The organism is Burkholderia sp. BCC1644 (assembly GCF_902833225.1).
Lineage (GTDB): Bacteria > Pseudomonadota > Gammaproteobacteria > Burkholderiales > Burkholderiaceae > Burkholderia.
Window position 1 is genome coordinate 273,554 of the sequence record NZ_CADFEI010000007.1, and the last position, 25,939, is coordinate 299,492.

Consider the following 25,939-nt stretch of genomic DNA (forward strand, 5'->3'; position numbering starts at 1 on the left):
CTCCGGGCCGCGAGCGATACGAAACGGGAGAGAACGACGCGCATCGAACTACGGCCTCCCGGCCCGCGGTGGCAGTGACGCGGGCGCACGGCACACGCGCGTGAGCGTCACATAGCCCGTGCCCGCGCGTTGCTCCGCCGGCACCGAATAGTCGATCGCGCACTGCTGATCCTGTCGCTGACCCCACTCGACCCGGATTCGGCCGTCATGCTCGCCGCTGCGCACGAACAGACGACTGCCCTGGCCGACTGCCCCGAGCGGTGCGCCCGTCCGCGCATCGAGCGCGCGCGCGGCGAACGGCAACGGGCGGCCGTCCTCGGTTGTCGCGTCGATCAGCAGCGCGCGCGCCTTCACCGTATCGTATGAAAGCATCACGACCGCGCCGGCGCGGGGCGCGACGCTGCGCGAGACCGTCGTCATCTCGACGTCGTCCGCCACGTCCTTCGGATCGATGTCGACCCGGTTGAGTTGATAAGGGACGAGACTCGGGACGATCGCATAGCCGAACCGGTTGACCCTGGCATCCGAATTGCCGACCGACGCGCCTTGCGCGTCCGGCGCGCGCACGACACCGACCGTCTCGCCCAGCGTCGGCCCGGGCGTCACGCCGCCCGGGTGCACGACCAGCCCGCCCGACGCACTGAGCGACGCCTGCTGGTAGCCGCTGCCCATCCCGAAGTTACCCGCGAGCGACGCCGTCGGCATCCGGTAGCCGACACCGACACTGCCCGACGACGCGCGGTTGCTGCCGTCGTAGGTCGCCGACAGCGAGTACGAGCCGTCGCCCTGTTCGCCGAAACGCCCGGACACGCCTGCCATTGCACTCGTGCCCGCGCTGCTGTCGTGCGTGACGAGCGTGTTGAACGTCGGTGCGCGACGCGCGTTCCGGTCGAGCGGAATCGACACGCTCACACTCGCGAGCGTGTTGCCTTCCGGGCGCCCGAACGACGACATGCCGGCCGACATGTTGCGCACCCGCTGGACCGACGCGCTCAGCGTCACGTCACGCCACTGCTTGCTGTAGCCGAGCGTGAAGCTGAGCGTCTGGCCGCGTCCCGCCCAATAACTGAGCGACGAGCCGTTCAGATAGACATTGCCGGCCTGCCCGATCTGCTGGCTGATGTTGAGATCGACGCGATTGCGCAACCGGGGAAACGCGTCGGCCGACAGCCCCTGGGCCGTCCTGCCGGCCAGTTGCAGCGCATCGCTCAGGCCGAGATAGCCTTTCGTCGAATAGCGATACGCAAGCAGCGAGAAGTTCGTGCCGCTGTTCGGCAAATTCTTGCTGTACGACACGCGGATACTGGACCCGTTCATCCGCTCGGCGCCGGCCGGCTGCGTGCGCGCAACCGTGACGTCGGCCGCGATGCCGCCGATCGGTGTATTGAACGCGATGCCCATCAGCGCCGACTGGTAGCGCCCGGTGAACGCGCCGCCGCCGTATGCCGTCACCAGGTTGTTGATCCCCCGCTGCACGGTGAACTGGCCGACATACTGCGCGCCGCCGCCGGTACCTGAACCGAAATCGATCGCGCGGCCCGCCATCGCGCTGAATCGTGTGCTCCCCGGCCGCAGCAGCTGGACCGTCGTCGCGAACGGCACGATGAAGCTGTGCGCGTCGCCGTTCGCTTCGGTCACCGTCACGTTCAGGTCGCCGCCGTAACTCATCGCCTGCAGGTCGTCGATCTCGAACGGACCCGGTGCAACCGTCGTTTCATGCACGAGATAGCCGCGCTGGCGAATCGTCACGCGCGCATTGGACTGGGCAACGCCGCGCACGACGGGCGCGTAGTAGCGCAGCGTATCGGGCAGCATCCGGTCGTCGCTCGAGATCTGGACGCCGCGAAACGATACGGCGTCGAACAGGTCGCCGCTCGTCGAGCTTTCCCCGACGAGCAACTGGGCCCGCCATGCAGGCAGATCCGTCTGTGCGTAGACGTTGCCGCGCTGGTAGCGCACGACACCGCGCTGCGACCAGGTGAAATTGCCCGTATGGCGAATCCGGAACGGCCCGGCGCTCGCACCCATCGTCAGCCCCGTATAGAGCTGCGCGAACTCGTAGCCGCCGGCGCGCGTCGTAAACGCCATCGCGTTGTAGTTCACGAGGGCGGCCGGCACGCCGTTCGTCCAGGTCGACGGGTCGACGTAAGTGCTCCGGTTCGCGAGCCGCATGTAGAACTGCGGGACGACCAGATACAGCTTCTGTTCGTCCTGATCGAACGACAGCTCGGCCCCGGGAACATGGCGGGCGATCGGCTCGCAAAGCAACCCGTCGGGCATCGGTTCGGGCCGCGCATCGCGATCCTGGCCGCGCTCGCTGCGCGCCAGATCGACGCCCGCGCGCTGCAGCATCGCACGGTCGTAGCACGGCCGCACGCGGCCGTCGCCGGCGCGCCGGAACGCGATCTCTTCCACGCCGCGCCATTGCCCGTTGACGACGAAATCCACGCGACGCTGCCCTTCCGTCAGCACGTTCGGACGCTCGTAGGGCGTCGTGTCGATCGGTGTGGCCCCGGCCCCGTGCATCAGCATCGATTCGTCGAAGCGGACCGTGTCGCCGGCCTGCGATGCCGGCTCCGCCGCAACCGGCGTGTCGTGGCCTGTGTCGTCGTGCGCCAGCGTTGCGGTTGCCGCGGCCGCGCGTTCCACGAGCAGGCCCGCGCTCGCGACGGCGACCGCCACCGGCGTCAGTGCCGATGCGATCGCCCGCCGACGCGATCGCGATCGGCGGCGCGACGCCGGTACCGGAGCGTGCAAGGTAGGAATAACCGAAAAGCTCTGCATGAGAAATTTCGTTTTTTCGCATGCCGAATCAACTGGTCGTCCATATCGACCCGTGAAACGGCATGTTGAATCGTGCCTCGATACGGTGTGGCCTGACGCCCTGCTCAGTCCGCCAGTTTTTTCGTTATCGTGGTGCGACCGCCGTAGTCGTCGATGACCATGTACCGCACGGTTGCCGGCTTCCGCGTCGATGCGGCAACACCCGGCAGTACAAACCGGGCGTGGTCGAACGGTGCGACCATTCCGCCGCCTGCCGATACGAACGTGCCACCCGCATCGCTCTCCACCTTGCCGAACGAAACGTAATACGGCGTGGGGTTGGCAACCTCGAGTACGACCGTGCGGCCGCCCGCGCCCGGCGCTGCCGCGGCCGCTTTCCAGATGAGTTGATCGGGTGCGGCATCCACGCCGTCGGCAATCGCCGCCGGTCTGAAGAAGAGCTTGATGCGCGTCCGGAATCCGAAGCGCAGCTGGTTACCGGCATCCTTCGGGCCGGCCGGCACCTCGAGTACGTTCAGCCAGTAGATCGATTCGCGGTCGCCGGGCAGCGATGCCGGCGTGTGCGTGATGCGTAGCACGGCACTGCGGCCAGGCTCGACGCGCTTCAGGGACGGAGCGACGATGAACGGCACCTGCAATTGTTCGGGCGGCACGTCGACACGGCCATCGTCGACCCAGCTTTGCGCAAGCACCGGCTGCTCCGACGTGTTTTCGACGCGCACCGTCACGTCGCGCTCGCGTTCCGGGAAAACCACACGCGTGCCGTTCAATACAAGCGCCGCCTGCGCCGGCACGGCGCAGGCAGCCCATGCCACGACGCAACACGTCACCACATAATTAATAGTCCGAAATGACAAGATCATGGCATGGAACATGGACAGCAACGATCAGTAGTAAGCGAGCGTGTAGCGGATGAACGAATTGCCCGAGCCGGTCTTGATGGCGGCCTGGTCGACCGTCGACACGTAGACGGCCGAATAGGTCAGCGTCGCCGTATTGTTCTTCACGGTTGCGACCTGCGCATCCGCCAGGTTTTGCGGCTTGCCGAGCCAGATCTTGCCGGCCTTGCCGTTGCCGGCGTCGCTGACCTGAATCTCCACGCCTACGGCCGGTTTCGTCCCGACGAGCTTCAGGTTGCCGGTGGCCGGATTGACGTTGACCGATGCCGGGTCGAAATCGATCACGACCTTGGTATCGTCGGTACAACCCGCGTTGCCGCCGATATTCAGCGCAAACGGCACGGGTGTGGACGTCGAGCCGGCCGTGGCGAACGTGCTGGGGTTGATATGGTCGCCCAGCGACACTTCGCGGATATTGTCTACGCCAGGCGCCTGGCCGTTGATGTTGCACGTCACGTCCGAGATGCTGCCCTCGAACTTGATCGTCCCGTCGTATGCATGGGCAACCGTCGGAGCCAGGACCGCGCTTGCGATACCGGCCGCAACCCAGCACTGAAGAAGTTTCATCTTCATTTCCACTTTCCTATGAGATTGATTGGCTTGTGGCATACCGGCCGACATGCGCAATACCGCTTGCTTCAACGACATGACGCGAAATGACGGCCGCGCCGTCATTCCCGGAGAAACGGAATGCTCCGTTCCCCTTCGAATATTGACGACCACGCAATTCTATTTATCCGAGCCTGAAATTAATATCGTACAAGTAAGAAATTGACGGAACCGAAAGCATGCGTGAAGAACCGGATTCGGGCAGATTATTTTCGCATCCGCTATCGAAACGGCTCTCCAGTCAACGAGGCCATTCCGGCACGCCGGTGCCGCCGTCCCGGCAGGCCATTCAACGACCGGCTCAGGCATGGATAAATAATCGTGTCAATACGCTCAACGGCAGAGATTTTCGGGTCAGCAGAAAAGTCCTAATTCAATACACAAAGTCGGGATAAAACCCAATCCAGCTACCGTGATTCATGATTGAAATGGAAAGCGGCCCTGTCCGCGAGAAAAAGCAATGCGCCAGTGTCCGATGTTTTCGTTTTTTATTACTGCGGCACGTCGGGAGAACGCGCGGTGTCCATTACCGCAAATCCGAACGGCCTGGACCCGAAGGCAAGGAAATATCGTGATGCAGGCCGGCGCCTGCATGCGTCGGTCGGGCGGCCGCGCGCGAAGTCCGCGCGCTTCGGCAGACGTGAAGGGACCGATCGTGGCGCCGTGGCCGGCGGCACGCAAAAAAAGACGCCCGCTGTACGCAGCGGGCGCGAATCCCAGTCAAGGAGGTGTCACACGAACTACAGGCCCAGATTAAGGAAATCGCGTGCAACGGACAACGAATCGATTTCCATATCGATATGACGGGATACGCTCATGCCGGTACTTCCCGCGTCGCACAGTGGATGCCGCCACCGCCGGACGCGATGCCGAGGATGTCGACCTGCACGATCGCGCGGTTCGCCGCATATGGCCGGATCGCGGCAACCGCGGCCGCGTCGGCCGCCGCGTCGTTGAACTTCGGCATCACGATCGCGCCGTTGCACGTGTAGAAATTGATGTAGCCGGCCGCGAAATGCGACATCTGCCGCGCGCTCAGCGTCGTACCGGCCGACGTGCCGTAGTTGACCGGCGGCACGAGTTCGACGATCTGCAGCGGCCGGCCGTTCGCGTCGGTCTGGCCGGCCAGGCGTTTCCGGTTCGCATCCGTCAATGCGCGCTCGCCGGTCGAATTCGACGCGTCGTAACAGCATGCGACCACGCCGGGCGCGAGAAAGCGCGCGTAGAAATCGACGTGACCGTTCGTGATGTCGCTCTCGTCAGCCGGCGACGCCGCGCCGCCGGCGCCACCCACGCCGCTGCCGCGCGGGTAGGTCGCCGTGCCCGGCAGCCAGATGATCTTCTGCACGCCGAGCGTGCGCTTCAGTTCGGCCAGCACGGTATCGCGGGCCGTCGGCAACAGCGTCGCGTTGGCGATCGCGCCGTTCGGGATGTCGAACAGCTGCGGATTGCGGTTCACGTGCAGCACGGCCGACTCGGTGAGGATCGCCGTCGCGTCGCCGTCGAATTCGATCGCACCGCCTTCGAGCGTCAACGTGCTGCGGATCAGGTTCGCGCCTCTGGTCTGCGCCATCCAGCCCGCCACCCTGCTGTCCTGGCTGAACGACTGGAAGAACTTGCCCGCTTTCGACCGGTTGCTCGCGGCCAGGATCGCCGGCGGAATCGTCCCCGCACTCTGGCCGGCGCCGTCGGTGTTCGCGTTGCCCCAGCCGTTGAAATTGAAGCCGATCGCGTTCAGCGCATTGCCGTTCGCCGTATCGCGGACGAACACGCAACCCGTGTCGCGCACCCAGAAATCGTTGAAGCCGCCGGCGAGCGGCACGAGGGTGATCCCGCCGGTACCCGCGGCGCGCGTCGCATAGCGCGCATGCAGGTCCGGATTCGCGACGCTCGCGGTCGCGAGCAGCGTGCGCGCCGCGTCCAGATCGACCGGCAGCACCAGCATGTTGACCGGCTCGGTTGCGCCGATCGCCTTCGCGACGTCCATCAGGTCGGCCCGCACGCGGTCGATGCCGGCATCCGTACTCTGTGACGTGACGGGCGCCCAGATGCCGTCCACGGCGGACGCGAAGGTCATGTAGGTCAATGCGTGCGGCGTATCTTCGGCCGGCATCCGGTACCCGGCCGGCCGTGCCGACGGCGTCGGGCGCGACGCGGACGCCGCGTCGGACGTGCCGCCGCCGTCGCCGCCGCCGCACGCGGCCAGGCTGCCCAACAGCGGCATGCCGAGCCACGCGGCCGAACAGCGGATGAATCCGCGTCGGCCGGCATCCGGCATGGGCGGCGCGTGCGGGTTCGTGCTCGCGTTGTTGCCTTTCTTCGTCATGTATTTCAACTCCGTTGCGCGGACGGCGCGCAGGCGTGCACGCCGGCTTCCGTCCCGTGGGACGGATTCCGCCTTGTTTTCAGTAGTCCGGAAAGACTGGAAAATGGAAGCAGCCTGCGGACCGGTCACGCGGACCGGCCCGTCGCCGTGCTCAGGCCGGCTGCTGTTGCGTGGTGCAGTGGATGCCGCCGCCGCCCGCGGCGATGCCGTCGATGTTCAGCTGGATGACCTCGCGGCCGGGGAACAGGTCGACGAGCGTGTCGCGCGTATTGCGGTCGGCGCGACTGTCGCCGAACTGCGGTGCGATCACCGCGCGGTTGCACACGTAGAAGTTGATGTAGCCGGCCGCGAACTCCGCGTTCTCGTAGGTGTGCCGGACGGTCTTCGGCCCCGGCAGCACGACGACCTTCAACGGGCGCCCCTTCGCATCGGTGGATTTCCGCAGGATCTCCAGATGCTGCCGCGTCACCGCGTGATCGTACGACGACGGATCGGTGTCGAGCCCGGCCACCACGACGCCCGGGCTCGTGAAACGCGCGTAGAAGTCGGTATGCCCGTCGGTGATGTCCTTGCCTGCGATGCCGGGCAGCCAGATGATCTTCTTCAGCCCGAGCAGGCGGCTCAGTTCGGCCTCGCACTGCGCCTGGCTGACGCCCGGGTTGCGGTTCGCATTCAGCACGCAACTGCGCGTGATGATCGCCGTACCCTCGCCGTCCACCTCGATGCCGCCGCCTTCCAGCACGAGCTTCGTGTCGATCAGCCGCACGCCGGCGCGCTCGGTCACGAACGGTGCGACTTCCGCATCCTGGTCGTGCTCCTGCTTGTTGCCCCAGCCGTTGAAATTGAAGCTCACGCCGCCGAGCTGGCCCGACGCGTTCTTCACGAACACGGGCCCCGTATCGCGCATCCACAGATCGTCCACCGGATGCTGGACGAGCTCGACCGACGAACCGCACAGCCGCGATGCGATCGCATAGTCCTGCTCCCGCACCAGCATCTTCAGCGGCTCGTGCGCCGCGATTGCCTTCGCGACGGCCGCGAGGTTCTCGCGCACCACCGGCAGCAGCCGCGCGCCCCAGATGTCCTCGCTCGGGCCGAACGCCATCCAGGTCGCCGTGTGCGGCGCGCCCTCGTCCGGCATGTGCCAGGTGGCGCCCTGCTGCGCGTACGCGGCGCGGCCGAACAATCCGCCCAGCGTACCGGCGGCCAGCGCCGCGCCCGATACGGACAGGCCGCGTTTCAACAGTTGACGTCGTGTGGTCATGGCATTCCTCTTTCGCTTGCCGGTTGCTTCAATGATTTCATGGTGCGCCGTCACGGCCGCGCGGTCTTGAAGCCGAGCCAGGTCCGGCCTTCCAGACGCATCGCGGCCGGCGACTCGGCGATCGGCGTGAACAGTGTGCGCCGGGTCGCGTCGTCCGGATAGATGCCCGGATCGCGAACCAGCGCCGGGTCCATCAGCTTCAGCGCGCCCTGGTTCGCGTTCGCGTAGCGCGTCGAATTCGAGATCTTCGCGATCACGTCCGGACGCAGGATGTAGTTGATGAACGCGTGCGCGTTGTCCGGATGCTTCGCCGACGCCGGGATCACCATCGCGTCGAACCACATCAGGGTGCCGATGCGCGGGATGTCGTACACGACGTCGCGCTTCGGATCGCGCGCCTTCGCCTTCTGCGCGGCCAGGTTGATCGCGCCGGAGAAGCCGACCGTCACGCACAGCTCGCCTTCGATCAGCTCGTTGGCGTCGGACGACCCGACGAACTGACGGATGTACGGCCGGACCTTCATCAGCATCGCCTGCGCGGCCGCGTAATCCTGCGCGGACGGACGCATCGGATCGCGGCCGATGTAGCGCAGCGCCAGCGGCAGCACCGTGCTCGCGGAGTCCTGCAGGCCCAGCCCGCATTTCGCGGCGACGCGCGCCGCGATCGCCGGGTTGAACAGCAGGTCGAGACTGTCGGCCGGCATGTCCTTGCCGAGGATCGCGCTCACCTTCGCGCGGTCGTAGCCGACGCCCACGGTGCCCCACATGTACGGCACGCCATACTGGTTGCCGGGATCGGACTGCGCCATCTGCTTCAGCAGCGACGGGTCGAGATACTTCAGGTTCGGCAGCCGGCCCTTGTCGAGCTTCCGATACACGCCGGCCTGGATCTGCTTGGCCATGAAGTCGTTGGTCGGCCACACGAGGTCGTAGCCGCTGTTGCCGGTCAGCAGCTTCGACTGCAGCGTCTCGTCGCTGTCGTACGCGTCGTAGCGCACCTTGATGCCGGTTTCCTTCTCGAACGCGGCAATCGTATCCGGCGCGAAGTAGTTGCTCCAGTTGTACAGGTTCAGCACCTTCTCTTCGTCGGCGCGGGCCGCAGCGGCCAGCACGCACAACGCGAGGCCCGGCGCCGCGACGCGCAGCCATCCTTTCCGTTTCATGGCGAATCCCTTATCGATAACAGGACGACACGCCGTCGCTGGTCAGCAACGTGCGATACATCTCCGGGCGGCGATCGCGGAAAAAGCCCCACGATTGGCGGTCGGCGCGGATCGCGTCGAGGTCGAACGTCTGCACGAGCACGGCTTCGTCGGTGCGGTTCGCCTCGGCCCGTTTCTCGCCGGTGTGATCCGCGATGAAGCTCGACCCGTAGAACACGCCGGTCAGCCCCTGCTGCTGCGGATTGCCGTTGCCGAAGCCCGTTTCGCGGCCGATCCGGTTGGCCGCGACGACCGGCACCATGTTGGCCGCCGCATGGCCCTGCATCGTGCGCTGCCAGTGGCCGGCCGAATCGAATTCGCTGCTGAACGGCTCCGAACCGATGATGGTCGGAAAGCACAGGATCTCGGCGCCCATCAGCGCGAGACTGCGCGCCGTCTCCGGATACCACTGATCCCAGCAGATGCCGATGCCGATCCGCCCGAAACGCGTGTCCCACACCTTGAAGCCGGTGTCGCCCGGCGTGAAATAGAACTTCTCCGTATAGCCGGGCCCGTCCGGGATATGCGTCTTGCGATAGACGCCGAGTACGCGCCCGTCCGCATCCGCCACGGCGATCGAGTTGTAGGCGGCATTGCCCGCACGCTCGAAGAAGCCGATCGGCAGCACGATGCCGAGCTCGCCGGCCAGTGCCGCGAACCGGGCGATCTGCACGTTGCCTTCGAACGGCTGCGCGAGTTCGAGATGGCGCACGTTCTGGTCGAGACAGAAGTACGGCATCGCGAACAGCTCCGGGCACAGCACGAGATTCGCGCCCTGTGCGGCGGCCACACGGATCAGGCGCTCCGCGGTGGCCATGTTGTCTTCGAGATTCCAGCTGCCCGACGCCATCTGCACGGCGGCGACGGTAATGTATTTGGACGGCATTGCGTTGCTCCTCGGTAGGACCGGAAACCGCTGATGGAACGTCGCTCAGCGCGCGACGGACGGCTGCTGCTGCGTCGAACAGTGGATGCTGCCGCCGCCGATCGACAGCGTCGGAATCGGCAGCATCTCCACCTTACGCCCCGGGAATGCCTGGCTGAAAGCGTCGCGCGCGGCCTCGTCCTGCTCGACGCCGAACGCGGTCACGATCACCGCGCCGTTCACCAGGATGTAGTTCGCATAGCAATCGCAGTAGCGCTCCGAGCCGAAGCGTTCGCTGACGATCGGCGACGGCAGGTCGAGCAACTCGAAACGGCGCCCCGCCGCATCGGTCGCGAGTTCCAGCGCGCGGCGGTTTTCGCGCATCACGCGGAAATAGTCGCCCTGCTCGGGTACGGCGGTCTGGCACAGCATCCGGCCGGGCGCGATGAACGACGCGATGCCGTCGACGTGCCCGTTCGTCTCCACTTCGTCGGGGTTGCCCGGCAGCCACACGATCTTCTCGACGCCCAGCATCCGGCGCAGCTCCGCCTCGATCTCCGTGCGGCTCAGGTGCGGATTGCGGTTGGGATGCAGCAGGCAGCTTTCGGTCGTGACCAGCGTGCCCTGCCCGTCGACGTAGAACGAGCCGCCTTCCAGCACCATGTGCGAGTTGAAGATCTCGGCGCCGGCCGCGCGCGCGATGTCCTGCCCGGCCTGCTGGCAGCCGTCGTACGGCTGGTACTTCTCGCCCCAGCAGTTGAAGCGGAACACAGCCGCGCCGAGCCCGTGCTGCTCGCTCACGAGGAAGATCGGCCCGCAGTCGCGCAGCCAGTTGTCCTCGGCCGCGACCGGCAGCACGTCGACGCTCGGGCCCATCAGCTCTCGCGCGGCGTCGGCCTGGCTGTGGTGCGCCGCGACCACGCAGCGCTGGTAGCGCGCGATCGTCCGCGCGACCAGCGCGAATTCGCGGCAAACCTGCGCGTAATGCGTCCCCCACAAGTCCTCGCGGTCTTCGAGAACCGGCCATCCGAGCCACGTGGCGTGCATGGATTCCCATTCGGCGGGCATCCGGTAACCGCGCTGGCGAGCATCAAAGCGACCCATCGATCCGACTCCGTTGTGATTGATGAGCGATTGTCCGTCAGGTTAAACTTGATGAATATTGATATTTCTTGGCCGAATTAATCAATTCACCTCATACCTTCATGCAACGCGTTCCGTCCCTGAAACTGCTGAGCGGCTTCGAAGCCGCAGCCCGGCTGGGCAACTTCTCGCGTGCCGCCGACGAGCTGCACCTGTCGCAATCGGCGATCAGCCATCAGATCCAGCAGCTCGAAGCGCAACTCGGGCAGCCCCTGTTCCGCCGGCGCGGCCGCGGCGTCGAGCTGACCATCGCCGGCGAGGTCCTGCAGCGCAGCGTGCAGCGTGCGATGGACACGTTGCGCGGCGGGCTCGACCGCATCGCGACCTACCTGAACCCGGGGCTCGTCGTGCTGGTGTGTCCGGCGCCGTTGCTGCACGGCTGGCTGCAGCCGCGCCTCGAGCAGTTGCAGCAGGTGCTGCCGGACCTGTGCCCGCTGCTGTCGACCGACGAGACGGCGCGCTATGTCGACGAGATCGACGTCGACATGACGATCGGCACGCGGCCGATGCTGCAGCCCGGCCTGGTCGATATCCCGTTCATGCGCGACGAGTGGGTGACGGTGTGCGCGACGCCGCTGGCCGAGACGCTCGCCCGCGTGCCGCGCGCCGAACACGCGCGGCACGCGGGGCTCGTCTGCCTCGAAGCGAGCCTGACCGACGAGCGCATGGCGACCGTCTTTCGCGAGCAGCTGTCGGACTTCCGGATGCAAGCGATCTATGACGATCAGCGGCTCGTGCTGGACGCCGTGCAGCGCGGTCGCGGCATCGCGTGCCTGCCGCGCCTCGTCGCACAAGCCGGCCTCGACCAGCACGCGCTGACCGTGCTCGCCGACTACCCGCGCCTGCCCGGCACCACCTGGTGGCTGTCGCGGATGGAAGGCCCGTCGCGCTCGCCGATCGTCGAGCAGATGTTCGACTGGCTGGTCGAGCAAGGCATCCTGTCGAGCGTCGCCGACCCGGCGCCCGACCGCGCGAAGCCGCCGTCCGCGTAATCGCGCGCCGCAAAAAAAACGTCCCGCCGGTTGGCGGGACGTTCGTCATCACACACATGCGCGCAACGCGCAGCCGATCACGGCTCGTGACGCAGATAGCCTTCCTTGCTCGGGTCGCGCATCCGCCACGACACGATCAGCGAGATCGCGCACAGCACGGTCACGTACCAGTAGAAGGTTTCCTCGCTGCCGATCGACTTGAACCACAGCGCGACGTACTCGGCCGAACCGCCGAAGATTGCGTTCGCAACCGCATACGACAGGCCGACGCCCATCGCGCGCACTTCGGGCGGGAACATCTCGGCCTTGATGAGGCCGCTGATCGACGTGTAGAAGCTGACGATCGCGAGCGCGACCGTGATCAGCACGAACGCGGCCACGGGGCTCGTCACGTCCTTCAGCGCATGCATCAGCGGCACGGTGCCGATCACCGCGAACGAGCCGAACAGGATCATCGACGTACGGCGGCCGATCCGGTCGGACAGCGCGCCGAACACCGGCTGCATCAGCATGTAGACGAGCAGCGCGACGGTCATCACGTTGCTGGCCGTCTTCGCATGCATGCCGGCCGTGTTCACGAGGTACTTCTGCATGTACGTCGTGAACGTGTAGAAGATCAGCGAGCCGCCGGCCGTGAAACCGACCACCGTGAAGAACGCGCCCTTGTGCTCCCACACGCCGCGGATCGTGCCGGCATTCTTCTTGTCGCGCGATTCGCTGGTCGACGTCTCGTCGAGCGATTTCCGCAGGTACAGCGAGATCAGCGCGGCCGCCGCGCCGACCACGAACGGAATGCGCCAGCCCCATGCCTTCAGCTCGTCGGTCGACAGCGTCTGTTGCAGGATCACGAGCACCAGCAGCGCGCACAGCTGGCCGCCGATCAGCGTCACGTACTGGAACGACGCGAAGAAGCCGCGGCGCCCCTTCAGCGCGACTTCACTCATGTAGGTCGCGCTGGTGCCGTACTCGCCGCCCACCGACAGGCCCTGGAACAGGCGCGCGACCAGCAGCAGCGCCGGCGCGAGCGCGCCGATCTGTGCGTAGGTCGGCAGCACCGCGATCACGAGCGACCCGCCGCACATCATCAGCACCGAGATCATCATCGCCGCGCGGCGGCCGTGACGGTCGGCGATGCGGCCGAACAGCCAGCCGCCGATCGGACGCATCAGGAAGCCGGCCGCGAACACGCCGGCCGTGTTCAGCAGCTGCGTCGTCGTGTTGCCGCTCGGGAAGAACGCCGGCGCGAAGTACAGCGCGCAGAACGAGTAGATGTAGAAGTCGAACCACTCGACGAGGTTGCCCGATGAGGCGCCGACGATGGCGAACACGCGCCGCCGGGTGTCATGCGCGGACAGCGCAGCTTGGTCGGTCTGGACGTCCATGGGTTGGTCTGTTCCTTTTAGTGCTTTCTGGGCGAGACGGCTGGGGGCCGCCGCGTGCGGTCGCACGTGGCACCGGTTCCGGCGCACGGCGCTACGGGATTTTAGCGAAATGTAAAGTAACAAGCGCTCCGGGTTCGTCCGGATGTAGAAAAATTTTCTCCCGCCACGTGTTCGTCATATGAAAACGCCAGCCGTCAGGCTGGCGTCCGATGCAAACATTTTCGAAGGCACCGATCAAACGCGGATCTCCGGCGGCACGTAGCGGCACTCGTAGCGCTTGCGCACCGTACCGGCCTCGTCGACGCTTTCCAGGTACACGTCGAACTGCCAGAGCCGCGCCATGTGCTTGAGCACTTCGTCGCTGTCGTTCGACAGGTGACGGTTGTCGGTCATGAAGTGGCGCAGCGTGAGGCTGCGGTCGCCTCGCGTGTTGACGGCCCACACCTGGATATTCGGCTCGCGGTGATGGATGTCGTACTGCCGCGACAATGCCTGCCGCACGTACTGGTAGCCGGAATCGTCGTGGATCGCCGACACCTCGAGCGAATCGCGCATGTCGTCGTCGAGCACCGAGAAGAGCCGCATGTCGCGGATCAGGCTCGGCGACAGGTACTGCGCGATGAAGCTCTCGTCCTTGAAGTTGCGCATCGCGTAATGCATCGCCGGCAGCCACGGGGTGCCCGCGATCTCCGGAAACCACTTGTAGTCTTCTTCCGTCGGCGCTTCGCAGATCCGCCGGATGTCGCTCATCATCGAGAAACCGAGCGCATACGGGTTGATGCCGCTGTAGTACGGCTTCGTGACGGGCGGCTGGTAGACCACGTTGCTGTGCGAATGCAGGAACTCCATCATGAAGCTGTCTTCCAGCTTCCCCTGGTTGTACAGCGTATTCAGCAGCGTGTAATGCCAGAACGTCGCCCAGCCTTCGTTCATCACCTGCGTCTGCCGCTGCGGGTAGAAATACTGGCCGATCTTGCGCACGATGCGGATCACTTCCCGCTCCCACGGCTCGAGCAGCGGCGCATTCTTTTCCGCGAAATACAGCAGGTTTTCCTGCGGCTCGGGCGGATAACGGCCTTCCTGCTCTTCCATCAACTCGGGCTTCTTGCCCGGCAGCGTGCGCCACAGTTCGTTCACCTGCGACTGCAGGTATGCCTCGCGTTCGCGCCGCAGCGCGGCTTCCTTCGACAGCGAAGGCTTCTGCGGCCGCTTGTAGCGGTCAACGCCATAGTTCATCAGCGCATGGCACGAATCGAGCAGTTCCTCGACGCGATCGAGGCCGTAGCGCTCCTCGCATTCCGCCACGTAGTTCTTCGCGTACACGAGATAGTCGATGATCGCGTGCGCGTCGGTCCACAGCCGGAACAGGTAGTTGCCCTTGAAGAACGAGTTGTGCCCGTACGCCGCGTGCGCGATGACGAGCGCCTGCATCGTCATCGTGTTCTCTTCCATCAGATATGCGATGCACGGGTTCGAGTTGATGACGATTTCGTACGCGAGCCCCATCTGGCCGCGACGATAGCTCTTCTCGGTCGACAGGAAGTGCTTGCCGAACGACCAGTGACGGTAGTTGACGGGCATCCCGACCGACGCATACGCGTCCATCATCTGCTCGGCGCTGATCAGTTCGAGCTGGATCGGATAGATGTCGAGCTCGTATTGTTCGGCGACCTGCGAGATGTGCGTGTCGTATTCCTCGAGCAGTTCGAACGTCCAGTCGGACGGGCACGGCAGCGGCTTGCGTTCGGCAACGTTCATACGCGCTTCCTTTTGCCCTGAGCCGGGCAAGTCGGCGGCCGGCGGCGGCGGTTCGGCCTGCCCGCGTTGCTGCGATGCGGCAGAGCCGGCCGGGTCGTCGCCGGAGGGGCGCGGCGCGTAGCCGCGCGACTCGTTGTGCAGATGGCGGGTCGTCATGACATTTCCACCTGCTTTTCGAACAATTCGCGAAACACCGGGTAAATGTCGGCAGCCGATTCCACTTTTTTCATCGCGAGATGCGGCTGCGACAAGGCCAGTTGCGCGTATTCCAGCCACAGGTTCTGCTCTTCCGGCGCGACCTGGATATACGCGAAGTAACGCGTCTTCGTGAGGATATCCTCTTCCAGGATTTTGCGACACTTGGGCGAATCGTCGGTCCAGTTGTCGCCGTCGGACGCTTGCGCGCCGTAGATGTTCCACTCGGTCGGCGAGTAGCGCTCGTTCATCACCTTGCGCATCAGCTCGAGCGCACTCGACACCACCGTGCCGCCGCTCTCGGTCGAATGGAAGAAGGTGTCCTCGTCGACTTCCTCGGCACGCGTGTGGTGACGGATGAACACCACCTCGATGCGCTCGTAGTTACGCTTGAGGAACAGGTACAGCAGGATGAAGAAGCGCTTCGACAGATCCTTGCGCTGCTCGTCCATCGAGCCCGACACGTCCATCAGGCAGAACATCACGGCCTGGCTCGACGGTTGCGGCTGCTTCACGCGGTTGATGTAGCGCAGGTCGAACGGATCGATGAACGGAATCCGCCAGATGCGCCCCTTCAGGTGATGGATCTCGGCCTCGAGCACCGCGATCTCCGCGCGCCGGTCCTCCGGATCGCACTTCATCGCCTCGAGCTGCGCCTCGAGCTCGCGCAGCTCGTTGACGAGCGGCGAGCCGAGCGCGATGCGACGCCCGAGTGCGCTGCGCAGCGAACGCACGACATCGATGTTGTTCGGCGTGCCTTCCGCCGACCAGCCCGCGCGTACGTTCTTCCAGCTCGGCACCGTCAGCAGGTGCGTCTTCACGAGGCGCGGCAGTTCGAGATCGTCGAAGAAGTACTGCATGAACTCGTCGCGCGACAACTCGAACACGAAGTCGTCCTGCCCTTCGCCCTCGTTGCTCGCCTGACTGCCTCCGCCGCCCGAGCCGCCCTGCGGACGCGGGATCTTGTCGCCGCGCACGTAGTCCTCGTTGCCGGGGTGCACGTATTCGCGACGCCCGCCCGGCCCGTGCCGGAAATTCGGCTCTGCGATGTCCTTGCGCGGGATCGTGATGCTCTGCGTGCTCTGGATATCCTTGATGCTACGGTCGCGCACCGCGTCGGACACGGCACGACGAATGTAGTTCTTGACGCGACGCAGAAAGCGTTCGCGGTTGGCGATACTCTTGTTCTTGCCGGCCAGCCTGCGGTCGATGATTTGATGAAGCACTGCCGGTCTCCCGCTCGAAAGTCGATCTGCCGGGACGCTCGCCGCACATGCCGTCTCCCGTCATGCGGGCGGCGCCTCTGAAAGCGCCCGCACGGCGAGGCCGTACGGGCGCGGTACCGCGCGCGTCATGATGACTTGCGCACGCGCAGGTACCAGTCGCAAAGCAGCCTCACCTGCTTCGGCGTATAGCCCTTCGCGACCATCCGGTTCACAAAGTCCTCATGCTTGCGCTGTTCCTCCGCCGAACCCTTTGCGTTGAACGAAATCACCGGCAACAGTTCCTCGGTATTCGAGAACATCTTCTTCTCGATCACGACGCGCAACTTCTCGTAGCTCGTCCACACGGGGTTCTTGCCGGCGTTCGCCGCCCGTGCGCGCAACACGAAGTTCACGATCTCGTTGCGGTAATCCTTCGGATTACTGATGCCTGCCGGCTTCTCGATCTTCTCCAGCTCCGCGTTCAGCGCGGCACGGTCGAAGCTCTCGCCCGTGTCGTGATCGCGGAATTCCTGGTCCTGGATCCAGAAGTCCGCATACGTGACGTAGCGGTCGAAGATGTTCTGGCCATACTCCGAATACGACTCGAGGTAGGCCGTCTGGATCTCCTTGCCGATGAATTCCGCGTAGCGCGACGCGAGCACGTCCTTCACGAAGGACAGGTACTTCTGCTCGGTTTCCGGCGGGAACTGCTCGCGTTCGATCTGCTGTTCGAGCACGTACATCAGGTGCACGGGGTTGGCCGCGACCTCGCTCGAATCGAAGTTGAACACGCGCGACAGGATCTTGAACGCGAAGCGTGTCGACACGCCCGTCATCCCTTCGTCCACGCCCGCGTAGTCGCGGTACTCCTGGTACGACTTCGCCTTCGGATCGGTGTCCTTGAGATTTTCGCCGTCATACACCTGCATCTTCGAGAACAGGCTCGAATTCTCCGGCTCGTGCAGGCGCGAGAGCACCGAGAACTGCGACATCATCTTCAGCGTGCCCGGTGCGCACACGGCCTCGGCCAGCGACGAGTTGCGGATCAGCTTCTCGTAGATCTTGGTCTCTTCCGATACGCGCAGGCAGTACGGCACCTTCACGACGAAGATCCGGTCGAGCAGTGCCTCGTTGTTGCGGTTGTTGCGGAACGCCTTCCACTCCGACTCGTTCGAGTGCGCGAGGATGATCCCGTCGAACGGAATCGCGCCGAAGCCCTCGGTGCCCTTGAAGTTGCCTTCCTGCGTGGCGGTGAGCAGCGGGTGCAACACCTTGATCGGCGCCTTGAACATTTCGACGAACTCGAGCAGGCCCTGGTTCGCGAGGCACAGGCCACCCGAGTAGCTGTACGCATCGGCGTCGTCCTGCGCGTACTGTTCGAGCTTGCGGATATCGACCTTGCCGACCAGCGACGAGATGTCCTGGTTGTTCTCGTCACCCGGCTCCGTCTTCGCGATGCCGACCTGCCGCAGGATCGACGGATAGCGACGCACCACGCGGAACTGGCGGATATCGCCGTTGTATTCGTGCAGGCGCTTGACGGCCCACGGACTCAGGATGTTCTTCAGGTAGCGGCGTGGAATGCCGTACTGTTCCTCGAGGATCGGGCCGTCTTCGTCATAGTCGAACAGCCCGAGCGGCGATTCGTTGACGGGCGAGCCCTTCAGCGAATAGAACGGCACGCGCTCCATCAGTTGCTTCAGACGCTCGGCGATCGACGACTTGCCGCCGCCCACCGGGCCCAGCAGATAGAGGATCTGCTTCTTCTCTTCGAGCCCTTGCGCAGCGTGGCGGAAGTACGCGACCACCTGCTCGATCACTTCCTCCATTCCGTAGAACTCACGGAATGCCGGATAGACCTTGATGACCTTGTTCGCAAAGATGCGCGACAGGCGCGGATCGTTGCGGGTATCGATGTGTTCAGGTTCCCCGATTGCTTCCAGCATGCGTTCACCAGCCGTCGCGTACGCGGATGGATCGTTCTTGCAGAGCGCGAGATACTCCTCCAGCGAGAGCTCTTCCTCTCGCGTTTTTTCGAAGCGGTTCGCGAAGCTGCTGTAAATATCCATGCTACCTCCCTCGCCTGAGTCTGAAGACGTGCCTGCCTTCGTACGACTGCGCAGAAGCAAGCGCGTTCGAATTCATCCTAAACCCTTTCTTATTTTTTTTCACGAACTCTTCGTATGAAGTTCGTCATTCTCGACAACACCGCTTGGACAACGCATTTCGTCGTTTTACAATTGTCGTCCCGAGCCGCAGAAACTGCATCCGTCACGTCTCGTTGAACGACGGAACGTCTTGTGCGTTGGACACATCCGACGTCGTCACTTCCTCCCTTCATCCCTATACGTTCGAGCAGCCGCGTGCGATGACACGCCGCGCGCACCGTTACAAATTTTTTCGCAGCGCCCTTACGGAGATACCCGTACGACGGATGCGGGAACATGATTGATGCTGCACGCGTACACGTATCCATCGATGCGGGACGAGCAGCGCTCGCGACGATGCACGATCGATCATGCGCGCTGTCACATTTCGTCTGCCGCGGAAACGACAACGCCCGCATGTCGCGGGCGTCGTTCGTCACCAAATGGGGATAGATGCGCGGCACGCGCGAATCAGAAGGTCTCCCAGTCGTCACCGCCGGCGGTAGCAGCAGAGGCAGCCGGTGCCGGTACGGCTACGGCGGGCTTGCGTGCCGGCATCGTCGCGGCCGTGCGCTTCGGCGGTGCATCGCGATCGTCGCGCGCAGCGACCTGCACGGGCGCGGCAACCGCGGCGGAAGGCGCACGCGATACGTGACGCGCCGCAACCGGCGCGACAGCGCGTGCCGCTTCATCATCGAGCTGGAATACGGCTGCCGTCTCACGCAAGCGCCCGGCCTGCTCGTCGAGCGACTGCGCGGCGGCCGCGGCTTCCTCGACGAGCGCCGCGTTCTGCTGCGTGACTTCGTCCATCTGCGCGACGGCACGCGCGACCTGGTCGATCCCGCCGCTCTGCTCCTCCGACGCCGCCGCGATCTCACCCATGATGTCGGTCACGCGCTGCACCGCGCCGATCACGTCGCTCATCGTGCGCCCTGCTTCATCGACCAGCGTCGAACCCGTCCGGATACGCTCCACCGACGCGTCGATCAGCGCCTTGATTTCCTTCGCCGCGCTCGACGAACGCTGCGCGAGGCTGCGCACCTCGCCCGCGACGACCGCGAAGCCGCGGCCCTCCTCGCCCGCACGTGCGGCTTCGACGGCCGCATTCAGCGCAAGAATGTTGGTCTGGAACGCGATTCCCTCGATGATCGCAATGATGTCCGCGATCTTCGCCGAGCTGTCGTTGATCTCGCCCATCGTGCCGACCACCTGGCCGACCACCGTATTGCCCTTGTTTGCAATCTCCGACGCATTCGCGGCCAGCGAACTGGCCTGGCGCGCATTGTCCGCGTTCTGTTTCACGGTGCCGGTCAGCTGTTCCATGCTCGACGCAGTTTCCTGCAGCGCGGCGGCCTGCTCCTCGGTGCGCGACGACAGATCGATGTTGCCGGCCGCGATCTGGCGCGCCGCGGTCGCGATCGACTCGCTGCCGCCGCGCACGGTGCGCACCGTGTCGACGAGTCCGCGCTGCATCTTCGCGAGCCCTTCGAGCAACTGGCCCATCTCGTCGCGCCGGTCCACGACGATCGGACGGCGCAGGTCGCCGGCGGCGATTGCGTCGAAATGCGACAGCGCGTCGGCGATCGGGCGGCCGATCGCGCGGCTCAGCGTCAGCCACGACAGCAGCGCGGCGCCGATGCCGGCCAGCAGCGCGACGATCGACAGCACGCGCAGTGTGTCGAACACGGATTCCGCCTGGTTGAAGCTCGCCTGCGCATCGGTGAACTGGAAATTGCGCAACGCTTCGCTGGACACCGCGAGGTCGTTGTAGAGCGCCTGGAGCTGCTTGGCGCCGTCGCCGATGCGATCGCGCTGGTCGGCCCCGAGGAGGCTCGCGAACGCGTCACAGGCGCGCTGCAGCGCCTGCCGCTTCGCGGCGACGTCCTGCGCGAGCCGATCCTCTTCCGGCCCGCGCGGCAGCGCGAGGTACTTCTGCCACCATGCGTCGGACTGCGTGCGCATCCCGTGGCTGCGCTCGACGGCCGCCGCCGAGTCGGGCGTGCCGGCCAGCAGCGCCGCGCGGTCGAGCGCGAGGCGTTCGCGCGCAGCGAACATTTCCGCGACGGCCACGTCGACCGCGCTCGGCATCTGGTTCGTGAAAATTTCGCGCGTCGAGTCGTTCGAACGCGTCATCCCGTACAGCCCGAGCACGCCTGTTACGCCCAGCAGCACCGCCAGAAACGCCATCGTCAAACCGATGCGCGCACGAATCGTCAGGTTCCTGAACACCATCATCCATCCTGTGTTGCGTCGTCATGAACGGGCCCGGCCCGTTGCGTGGAAGCATTGCTTCACTCGGTGCATTTACGACCGTGCAGCGCACAACTTGATGGTTTTCTGCGGTTTTTTTCGAATTATTCGTCTGCTTATTACAAACAGCTGAACAATTATTTCAGCACCCGACGGACGCGAAAAACATGACGGAACCGCGACGCGCCGCGGTTTGAGCGCGCTGCAGTCGGCGCGACCGGCCGTCCCGGGAGACTGGCCGGTCGCGATACGGGATCGTGAGCAGGAGGATCCGGCCCTAATCGGCCAGTTCGGCGCGGGTCGGAATCGACGGTTGTGCGCCCGCGCGCGTGACCGACAGCGCCGCCGCGCGTTGCGCGAAGCGGATGGCCGTGTCGACGTCGGCGCCGGCCGCCAGACGGGCGGAAAAACCGCCGATGAAGGTGTCGCCTGCGGCCGTCGTGTCGACGGCCTGCACGACCGGTGCCGGATAGTGCCGCGCGGTGCCGTCGGCCGTCAGCGCGAGCACGCCGCGCGCGCCGAGCGTGACCAGCACGTTGCGCGCGCCGCCGGCCTGCAGCGCCCGTGCGGCAATTTCCGCCTCCGCCGGGTCGCGCACGGGCAGCGCGGTCAACGCGGCCGCCTCGACCTCGTTCGGGATCAGGTAATCGACGAGCGGCAGCCAGCCGTCCGGCAGCGGCGCGACGGCCGGCGCCGGATTGAGCACCACCGTGCGGCCGAGCCGACGCCCGGCCGACAGCGCCGCGAACACGGCGTCCGGCGGCGTCTCGAGCTGGCAGATCAGCACGTCGGCCGCCGCCAGTGCGGCCTCGTGCCGCGCAACCGTCCCGGTCGTGACCTCGCCGTTGCCCCCCGCGACGATCACGATCGCATTCTGGCTCGCATCGTCGACGACGATCAGCGCGACGCCGGTCGACGCCGACGCGCTCGTCGCGAGCCCCGCGCAGTCGATTCCCTCGGCTTCCAGGCCCGCGCGCAGTGCCGCGCCGTGCGCATCCGCGCCGACGCAGCCGATCATCGCGACTTGCGCACCGAGCCGTGCGGCGGCCACGGCCTGGTTGCCGCCCTTGCCGCCCGCCGCCTGTGCAAACGCATGCCCGGCGAGCGTTTCGCCGGGCAGCGGCAGCCGGGGCGCACGCACGACGAGATCCATGTTGAGGCTGCCGACCACCGTCACGCGGCCGGTGTTCGTTGCGGGCGCCGTCATGCGCGACCGCCCGACACGGGCGGCTCGCGGTAGACGGCCGTCGATTCGCGCAGCACGAGGCGCGGCGACACCACGCGGCGACGGCTCGGCACGGCCGTCGAGCCGCCGCCGATCCGCTCGATCAGCGTCTGCGCGGCCATTTCGCCGAGCGCGCGCACCGACTGGCCGACCGTCGACAGCGCCGGATACGTGTAGCGGGAAAATTCGATGTCGTCGAAACCGATGATCGAGCAGTCGTCCGGCACGCGCAGCCCGCGCTCGGCCGCCGCGCGCAGCGCGCCGACGCCCATCAGGTCGTTGCCCGCGAAGATCGCGCTCGGCCGCACCGATTCGAACAGCCGCGACGCCGCGTGATAGCCGCCAAGGCACGAGAAATCGCTTTCCGCGATCGCGCCCGGCACGATATCGACGCCGCGCTCGGCCATCGCGCGGATGAAGCCGTGCACGCGCATCGCGCTGACGGCCGTGTCGGTCGGCCCCGTGATGCAGCCGATCTTCGCGTGTCCGAGTTCGAGCAGGTGGCGCGTCGCCAGATACGCGCCGCGCTCGTGGTCGATCTGCACGAGATCGGCCGCGAGCCCTTCGATGTTGCGGTCGACCACGACGAGCGGCGCATGGATATCCGCGAGCGTCTGTGCGAGCACCGCGTCCTCGCCGGCCGATGCGACGATCAGCCCGTCGATGCGCTTTTCCTGCAGCACGCGCAGATAGTTGCGCTGCTTCACGGGATCGTCGTCCGAGTTGCAGAAGAACACGCAATAGCCGTTGGCCGCGCACTGATCCTCGATGCCGCGCGCGAGCTCGGCAAAATACGGATTCGTGCTGTTCGGCACGACGAGGCCGATGGTCGCCGTCGCACGCGCCTTCAGCGAGCGCGCCACGGCCGACGGCACGTAATTCAGCTCGCGGATCGCACCCTCGACCTTCGCACGCACGTCCGCGGACACCGGCCGCGAATTGTTCACCACGTGCGAGACGGTCGTAAACGACACGCCCGCCATGGCTGCCACATCCTTGATCGTCGCCATTTCCCGTTTCTCTCTGGTCTGTTCTGTCTGTCTTTCTACCGCACGCGCGAGCGCCGGCTGCGATACGTATCGAGCACGACGGCCACCACGATCACCGCGCCGGTGATGATCCGTTTCGTCGGCTCGTTCGCGCCGATCTGCGCCAGCCCCGCGGCCAGCACGGAGATGATCAACACGCCGAAAAACGTGCTGATCACCGAGCCGCGCCCGCCCATCAGGCTCGTGCCGCCGATCACGACGGCCGCGATGACCTGCAGTTCGAGGCCCACGCCCGCATTCGGGTCGGCCGCCTCGAGCCGCGAAATCTGGAACAGCGACGCAAGCCCCGCGAGCGCGCCCATCAACGCGAATACGAGAATTTTATACGGACGCGGGTTAACCCCCGCAAGTCTGACTGCTTCTTCGTTCGTGCCGATCCCGACGAGATAGCGTCCGAACACCGTACGCGAGAGCACGAACTGGGCCGCGATCATCACCGCGACCGCAATCAGGAACGCGGGCGAGATGCCGAGCGCGATCGGGTTCGACAGGAAATCGAACGCGTCGCCGATATACGCCGTACGCGAATTCGTCAGCTGGTACGCGAGGCCGCGCGCGGCCTCCAGCACGCCGAGCGACACGATGAACGACGGGATCCGCCAGCCGACCGTCACCGCGCCGGTCAGCGCACCCGTGACGGTCGCGACCGCGATCCCGATCAGCGCGGCCGGCAGCGGCCCCCACTGCCATTTCAGCGCGGCGACGCTGACCATCGACGCGGCGAGCGCGAGCACCGAGCCGACCGACAGGTCGATCCCGGCGATGATCAGCACGAAAGTCATCCCGACCGACATCACGACGAGATCGGGAATCTGGTTCGCGATCGTGCTGAACGTGTCGTAGGTCAGGAAATGCGAGCTCAGCACCGAAAACAGCGCGATCATCGCGGCGAGCGCACCGGCGAGCCCGAGATAGTTCGACAGGCCGAGGCGCGTGCCGGACAGCATGCGCGCGCGGCGCCCCGTCACGTCCTGCTGGGCGCCTGCGTCGGTCGGGGAAACGGGAGGCTGGGTCATTGCTGTCGTCCTGTCGTCGAATTGCCCGGAGCGGCGCCTGGCGCCTGCCCCGCGTCCGGATGCTGCGCGCCCTGCGGCGTCTCGCGGCCGAAGCCGGCGAACGCCGCGGCCAGCAGCCCATCCTGGGTCCAGTTGCCGCGCTCGAACACGGCGGTCATGCGGCCGGCCGACATCACGCCGATCCGGTCGCAGATCAGCATCAGCTCGCGCAGGTCGCTCGACACGACGACGAGCGCGCGGCCTTCACGCGCGAGCGCGCCCATCAAAGTGTAGATCTCGAACTTCGCGCCGACATCGATCCCGCGCGTCGGCTCGTCGAACAGCAGCACGCCCATGTCGCGCGCGAGCCAGCGGCCGATCACGACCTTCTGCTGATTGCCGCCCGACAGCTCGCCGACCGCCTGCGCCGCACCGTGCGTGCGGATCCGCAGCGCATCGATCTGCTGCTCGGCGAGTGCCGTTTCACGCGCGGAGTCGACGATGCCGCCGCGCGCGAGCCGGTCGAGCTGGCCGAGCGACACGTTCGCGGTGATCGACTGCGACAGCAGCAACCCCTCGCCCTTGCGATCCTCGGTAATCAGCGCGATGCCCAGCTTCACCGCATCGACGGGGGAATCGATCTTCGCCGGCTTCAGCGGCTGGCCGACCGCGATCATCCCCGCATCCGGCGTATCGGCGCCGTAAATCAGCCGCAGCAGCTCGGTGCGCCCCGCGCCGATCAGCCCCGAGATGCCGAAGATCTCGCCCGCGCGCACCTCGAGCGACACGTCGCGCACGGCCGTCCCGCGCGTAAGCCCCGACACGACGAGCCGCGGCGAGCCGATATGGCGCTCGCCGAGATCGATCTGCTCGCCGATCTCGCGTCCGACCATCAGCGTGACGAGCCCGTCGGACGTCGTCGCGGCCATGTCTCCCGCATGCACGAGCCGGCCGTCGCGCAACACCGCGACGCGCTCGGCAACACGCGCGAGTTCCTCGAGCCGGTGCGAGATGTAGACGATCGCGACGCCGCGCGCCTTCAGCCGGTCGATCTGCTCGAACAGCAGCTCGACTTCGCGCGCGGTCAGCATCGCGGTCGGCTCGTCGAGAATCAGCACGCGGCAGTCGCCGATCAGGTTGCGCGCGATCTCGACCATCTGCTGATGGCCGATGCCGAGTGCGCCGACCGGCGTATCGGGATCGACCGCGTCGAGCCCGACCTGCGCCATCGCGGCACGCGCGTCCTCGCGCAGCCGCGCACGATCGATGATCCCGAAGCGGCGCGGCAGGCGGTTCAGGAACAGGTTTTCGGCGATCGTCAGCGTCGGCAGCAGGTTCAGCTCCTGCATCACCATGCGCACGCCGAGCGCCTCGGCCTGCGTACGGCTGGCCGGCGCATACGCGTGGCCGCCGAGCTGCATCGTGCCGGTGGTCGGGTCGACGAGCCCGCCGATGATCTTCGACAGCGTGCTCTTGCCGGCGCCGTTCTCGCCCGTCAGCGCGAGCGCATGGCCCGCCTCGAGCGTCAGCGTGACGTCGGCGAGCACGGGTTCGGCATAGGTCTTGCCGATGCCGGATACGGACAGCACGGGAGGGGCTGAACGGGAGGGTTGGAAGGTCGGTTCCATCGCGATCCTGGTTGCGGCCGC

Annotated in this window: 18 protein-coding genes; 1 reads left to right on the forward strand and 17 read right to left on the reverse strand. The window is 65.8% G+C overall.

Going from position 1 to position 25,939, the window contains the following annotated elements:
• Positions 1 to 48: 48 nt before the first annotated feature.
• The 8 genes from HWX87_RS16355 to HWX87_RS16390 all read right to left on the reverse strand — a co-directional run bounded on the left by HWX87_RS16355 (position 49) and on the right by HWX87_RS16390 (position 11,053).
• Entirely contained in the window at positions 49 to 2,682 is a 2,634-nt protein-coding gene (locus HWX87_RS16355) for a fimbria/pilus outer membrane usher protein (protein WP_244137683.1), read from the reverse strand.
• Positions 2,683 to 2,888: 206 nt separating this feature from the next.
• Positions 2,889 to 3,659 carry a fimbria/pilus periplasmic chaperone gene (locus HWX87_RS16360; protein ID WP_244137684.1) on the reverse strand — a complete coding sequence of 257 codons (771 nt, stop codon included), beginning with the start codon at positions 3,657 to 3,659 and terminating at the stop codon, positions 2,889 to 2,891.
• A 12-nt stretch (positions 3,660 to 3,671) separates the two neighbouring features.
• Positions 3,672 to 4,250: a fimbrial protein gene (locus tag HWX87_RS16365; protein WP_244137685.1), complete on the reverse strand. Its 579-nt coding sequence runs from the start codon at positions 4,248 to 4,250 to the stop codon at positions 3,672 to 3,674.
• Between the two features lie 856 nt (positions 4,251 to 5,106).
• A complete protein-coding gene (locus HWX87_RS16370) occupies positions 5,107 to 6,618 on the reverse strand; it encodes an agmatine deiminase family protein (RefSeq protein WP_176048087.1) in 1,512 nt (503 codons plus the stop codon).
• 151 nt (positions 6,619 to 6,769) lie between these two features.
• Positions 6,770 to 7,882 carry an agmatine deiminase family protein gene (locus HWX87_RS16375; RefSeq protein ID WP_176048088.1) on the reverse strand — a complete coding sequence of 371 codons (1,113 nt, stop codon included), beginning with the start codon at positions 7,880 to 7,882 and terminating at the stop codon, positions 6,770 to 6,772.
• 50 nt (positions 7,883 to 7,932) lie between these two features.
• Positions 7,933 to 9,045 carry a polyamine ABC transporter substrate-binding protein gene (locus HWX87_RS16380; protein ID WP_176048089.1) on the reverse strand — a complete coding sequence of 371 codons (1,113 nt, stop codon included), beginning with the start codon at positions 9,043 to 9,045 and terminating at the stop codon, positions 7,933 to 7,935.
• A 10-nt stretch (positions 9,046 to 9,055) separates the two neighbouring features.
• Positions 9,056 to 9,970 carry an N-carbamoylputrescine amidase gene (gene aguB / locus HWX87_RS16385; protein WP_176048090.1) on the reverse strand — a complete coding sequence of 305 codons (915 nt, stop codon included), beginning with the start codon at positions 9,968 to 9,970 and terminating at the stop codon, positions 9,056 to 9,058.
• A 45-nt stretch (positions 9,971 to 10,015) separates the two neighbouring features.
• The gene (locus tag HWX87_RS16390; protein ID WP_176048091.1) at positions 10,016 to 11,053 is read right to left on the reverse strand and encodes an agmatine deiminase family protein; all 1,038 of its coding nucleotides are present in this window, start codon (positions 11,051 to 11,053) and stop codon (positions 10,016 to 10,018) included.
• 101 nt (positions 11,054 to 11,154) lie between these two features.
• Here HWX87_RS16390 and HWX87_RS16395 point away from each other — a divergent pair, with 101 nt between their 5' ends.
• Positions 11,155 to 12,084 carry a LysR family transcriptional regulator gene (locus HWX87_RS16395; protein ID WP_176048092.1) on the forward strand — a complete coding sequence of 310 codons (930 nt, stop codon included), beginning with the start codon at positions 11,155 to 11,157 and terminating at the stop codon, positions 12,082 to 12,084.
• Between the two features lie 77 nt (positions 12,085 to 12,161).
• Here the strand turns inward: HWX87_RS16395 and HWX87_RS16400 are convergent, their stop codons facing one another.
• The 9 genes from HWX87_RS16400 to HWX87_RS16440 all read right to left on the reverse strand — a co-directional run bounded on the left by HWX87_RS16400 (position 12,162) and on the right by HWX87_RS16440 (position 25,918).
• Positions 12,162 to 13,466, reverse strand: coding sequence for an MFS family transporter (locus tag HWX87_RS16400; RefSeq protein ID WP_176048093.1), 1,305 nt, complete (start codon positions 13,464 to 13,466; stop codon positions 12,162 to 12,164).
• Positions 13,467 to 13,700: 234 nt separating this feature from the next.
• Entirely contained in the window at positions 13,701 to 15,380 is a 1,680-nt protein-coding gene (locus HWX87_RS16405) for a SpoVR family protein (protein ID WP_176048094.1), read from the reverse strand.
• Positions 15,377 to 16,645 (reverse strand): YeaH/YhbH family protein, encoded by a 1,269-nt coding sequence (locus HWX87_RS16410; RefSeq protein ID WP_176048095.1) that lies wholly within the window; start codon positions 16,643 to 16,645, stop codon positions 15,377 to 15,379. Before HWX87_RS16410 ends, HWX87_RS16405 begins: the two co-directional genes overlap by 4 nt.
• 125 nt (positions 16,646 to 16,770) lie before the next feature.
• The gene (locus HWX87_RS16415) at positions 16,771 to 18,693 is read right to left on the reverse strand and encodes a PrkA family serine protein kinase (protein ID WP_011351905.1); all 1,923 of its coding nucleotides are present in this window, start codon (positions 18,691 to 18,693) and stop codon (positions 16,771 to 16,773) included.
• A gap of 549 nt (positions 18,694 to 19,242) precedes the next feature.
• Positions 19,243 to 21,003 (reverse strand): methyl-accepting chemotaxis protein, encoded by a 1,761-nt coding sequence (locus HWX87_RS16420; RefSeq protein ID WP_176048096.1) that lies wholly within the window; start codon positions 21,001 to 21,003, stop codon positions 19,243 to 19,245.
• A 295-nt stretch (positions 21,004 to 21,298) separates the two neighbouring features.
• Positions 21,299 to 22,228 (reverse strand): ribokinase, encoded by a 930-nt coding sequence (gene rbsK / locus HWX87_RS16425; protein ID WP_176048097.1) that lies wholly within the window; start codon positions 22,226 to 22,228, stop codon positions 21,299 to 21,301.
• Positions 22,225 to 23,256, reverse strand: coding sequence for a LacI family DNA-binding transcriptional regulator (locus HWX87_RS16430; RefSeq protein ID WP_176048098.1), 1,032 nt, complete (start codon positions 23,254 to 23,256; stop codon positions 22,225 to 22,227). Before HWX87_RS16430 ends, rbsK begins: the two co-directional genes overlap by 4 nt.
• 35 nt (positions 23,257 to 23,291) lie before the next feature.
• Complete coding sequence (locus tag HWX87_RS16435; RefSeq protein ID WP_176048099.1) at positions 23,292 to 24,311, reverse strand: ABC transporter permease; 1,020 nt, start codon at positions 24,309 to 24,311, stop codon at positions 23,292 to 23,294.
• A complete protein-coding gene (locus tag HWX87_RS16440; protein WP_176048100.1) occupies positions 24,308 to 25,918 on the reverse strand; it encodes a sugar ABC transporter ATP-binding protein in 1,611 nt (536 codons plus the stop codon). The genes HWX87_RS16435 and HWX87_RS16440 overlap by 4 nt, the downstream gene beginning before the upstream one ends.
• Positions 25,919 to 25,939: the final 21 nt, after the last annotated feature.

What these genes read in the sequence shown, in the direction of transcription:
- HWX87_RS16360 (WP_244137684.1), bottom strand. Translation starts at nt 3,659, where the DNA reads ATGTTCCATGCCATGATCTTGTCATTTCGGACTATTAATTATGTGGTG.
- HWX87_RS16365 (WP_244137685.1), bottom strand. Translation starts at nt 4,250, where the DNA reads ATGAAACTTCTTCAGTGCTGGGTTGCGGCCGGTATCGCAAGCGCGGTC.
- HWX87_RS16370 (WP_176048087.1), bottom strand. Translation starts at nt 6,618, where the DNA reads ATGACGAAGAAAGGCAACAACGCGAGCACGAACCCGCACGCGCCGCCC.
- HWX87_RS16375 (WP_176048088.1), bottom strand. Translation starts at nt 7,882, where the DNA reads ATGACCACACGACGTCAACTGTTGAAACGCGGCCTGTCCGTATCGGGC.
- HWX87_RS16380 (WP_176048089.1), bottom strand. Translation starts at nt 9,045, where the DNA reads ATGAAACGGAAAGGATGGCTGCGCGTCGCGGCGCCGGGCCTCGCGTTG.
- aguB (WP_176048090.1), bottom strand. Translation starts at nt 9,970, where the DNA reads ATGCCGTCCAAATACATTACCGTCGCCGCCGTGCAGATGGCGTCGGGC.
- HWX87_RS16390 (WP_176048091.1), bottom strand. Translation starts at nt 11,053, where the DNA reads ATGGGTCGCTTTGATGCTCGCCAGCGCGGTTACCGGATGCCCGCCGAA.
- HWX87_RS16395 (WP_176048092.1), top strand. Translation starts at nt 11,155, where the DNA reads ATGCAACGCGTTCCGTCCCTGAAACTGCTGAGCGGCTTCGAAGCCGCA.
- HWX87_RS16400 (WP_176048093.1), bottom strand. Translation starts at nt 13,466, where the DNA reads ATGGACGTCCAGACCGACCAAGCTGCGCTGTCCGCGCATGACACCCGG.
- HWX87_RS16405 (WP_176048094.1), bottom strand. Translation starts at nt 15,380, where the DNA reads ATGACGACCCGCCATCTGCACAACGAGTCGCGCGGCTACGCGCCGCGC.
- HWX87_RS16415 (WP_011351905.1), bottom strand. Translation starts at nt 18,693, where the DNA reads ATGGATATTTACAGCAGCTTCGCGAACCGCTTCGAAAAAACGCGAGAG.
- HWX87_RS16420 (WP_176048096.1), bottom strand. Translation starts at nt 21,003, where the DNA reads ATGGTGTTCAGGAACCTGACGATTCGTGCGCGCATCGGTTTGACGATG.
- rbsK (WP_176048097.1), bottom strand. Translation starts at nt 22,228, where the DNA reads ATGACGGCGCCCGCAACGAACACCGGCCGCGTGACGGTGGTCGGCAGC.
- HWX87_RS16430 (WP_176048098.1), bottom strand. Translation starts at nt 23,256, where the DNA reads ATGGCGACGATCAAGGATGTGGCAGCCATGGCGGGCGTGTCGTTTACG.
- HWX87_RS16435 (WP_176048099.1), bottom strand. Translation starts at nt 24,311, where the DNA reads ATGACCCAGCCTCCCGTTTCCCCGACCGACGCAGGCGCCCAGCAGGAC.
- HWX87_RS16440 (WP_176048100.1), bottom strand. Translation starts at nt 25,918, where the DNA reads ATGGAACCGACCTTCCAACCCTCCCGTTCAGCCCCTCCCGTGCTGTCC.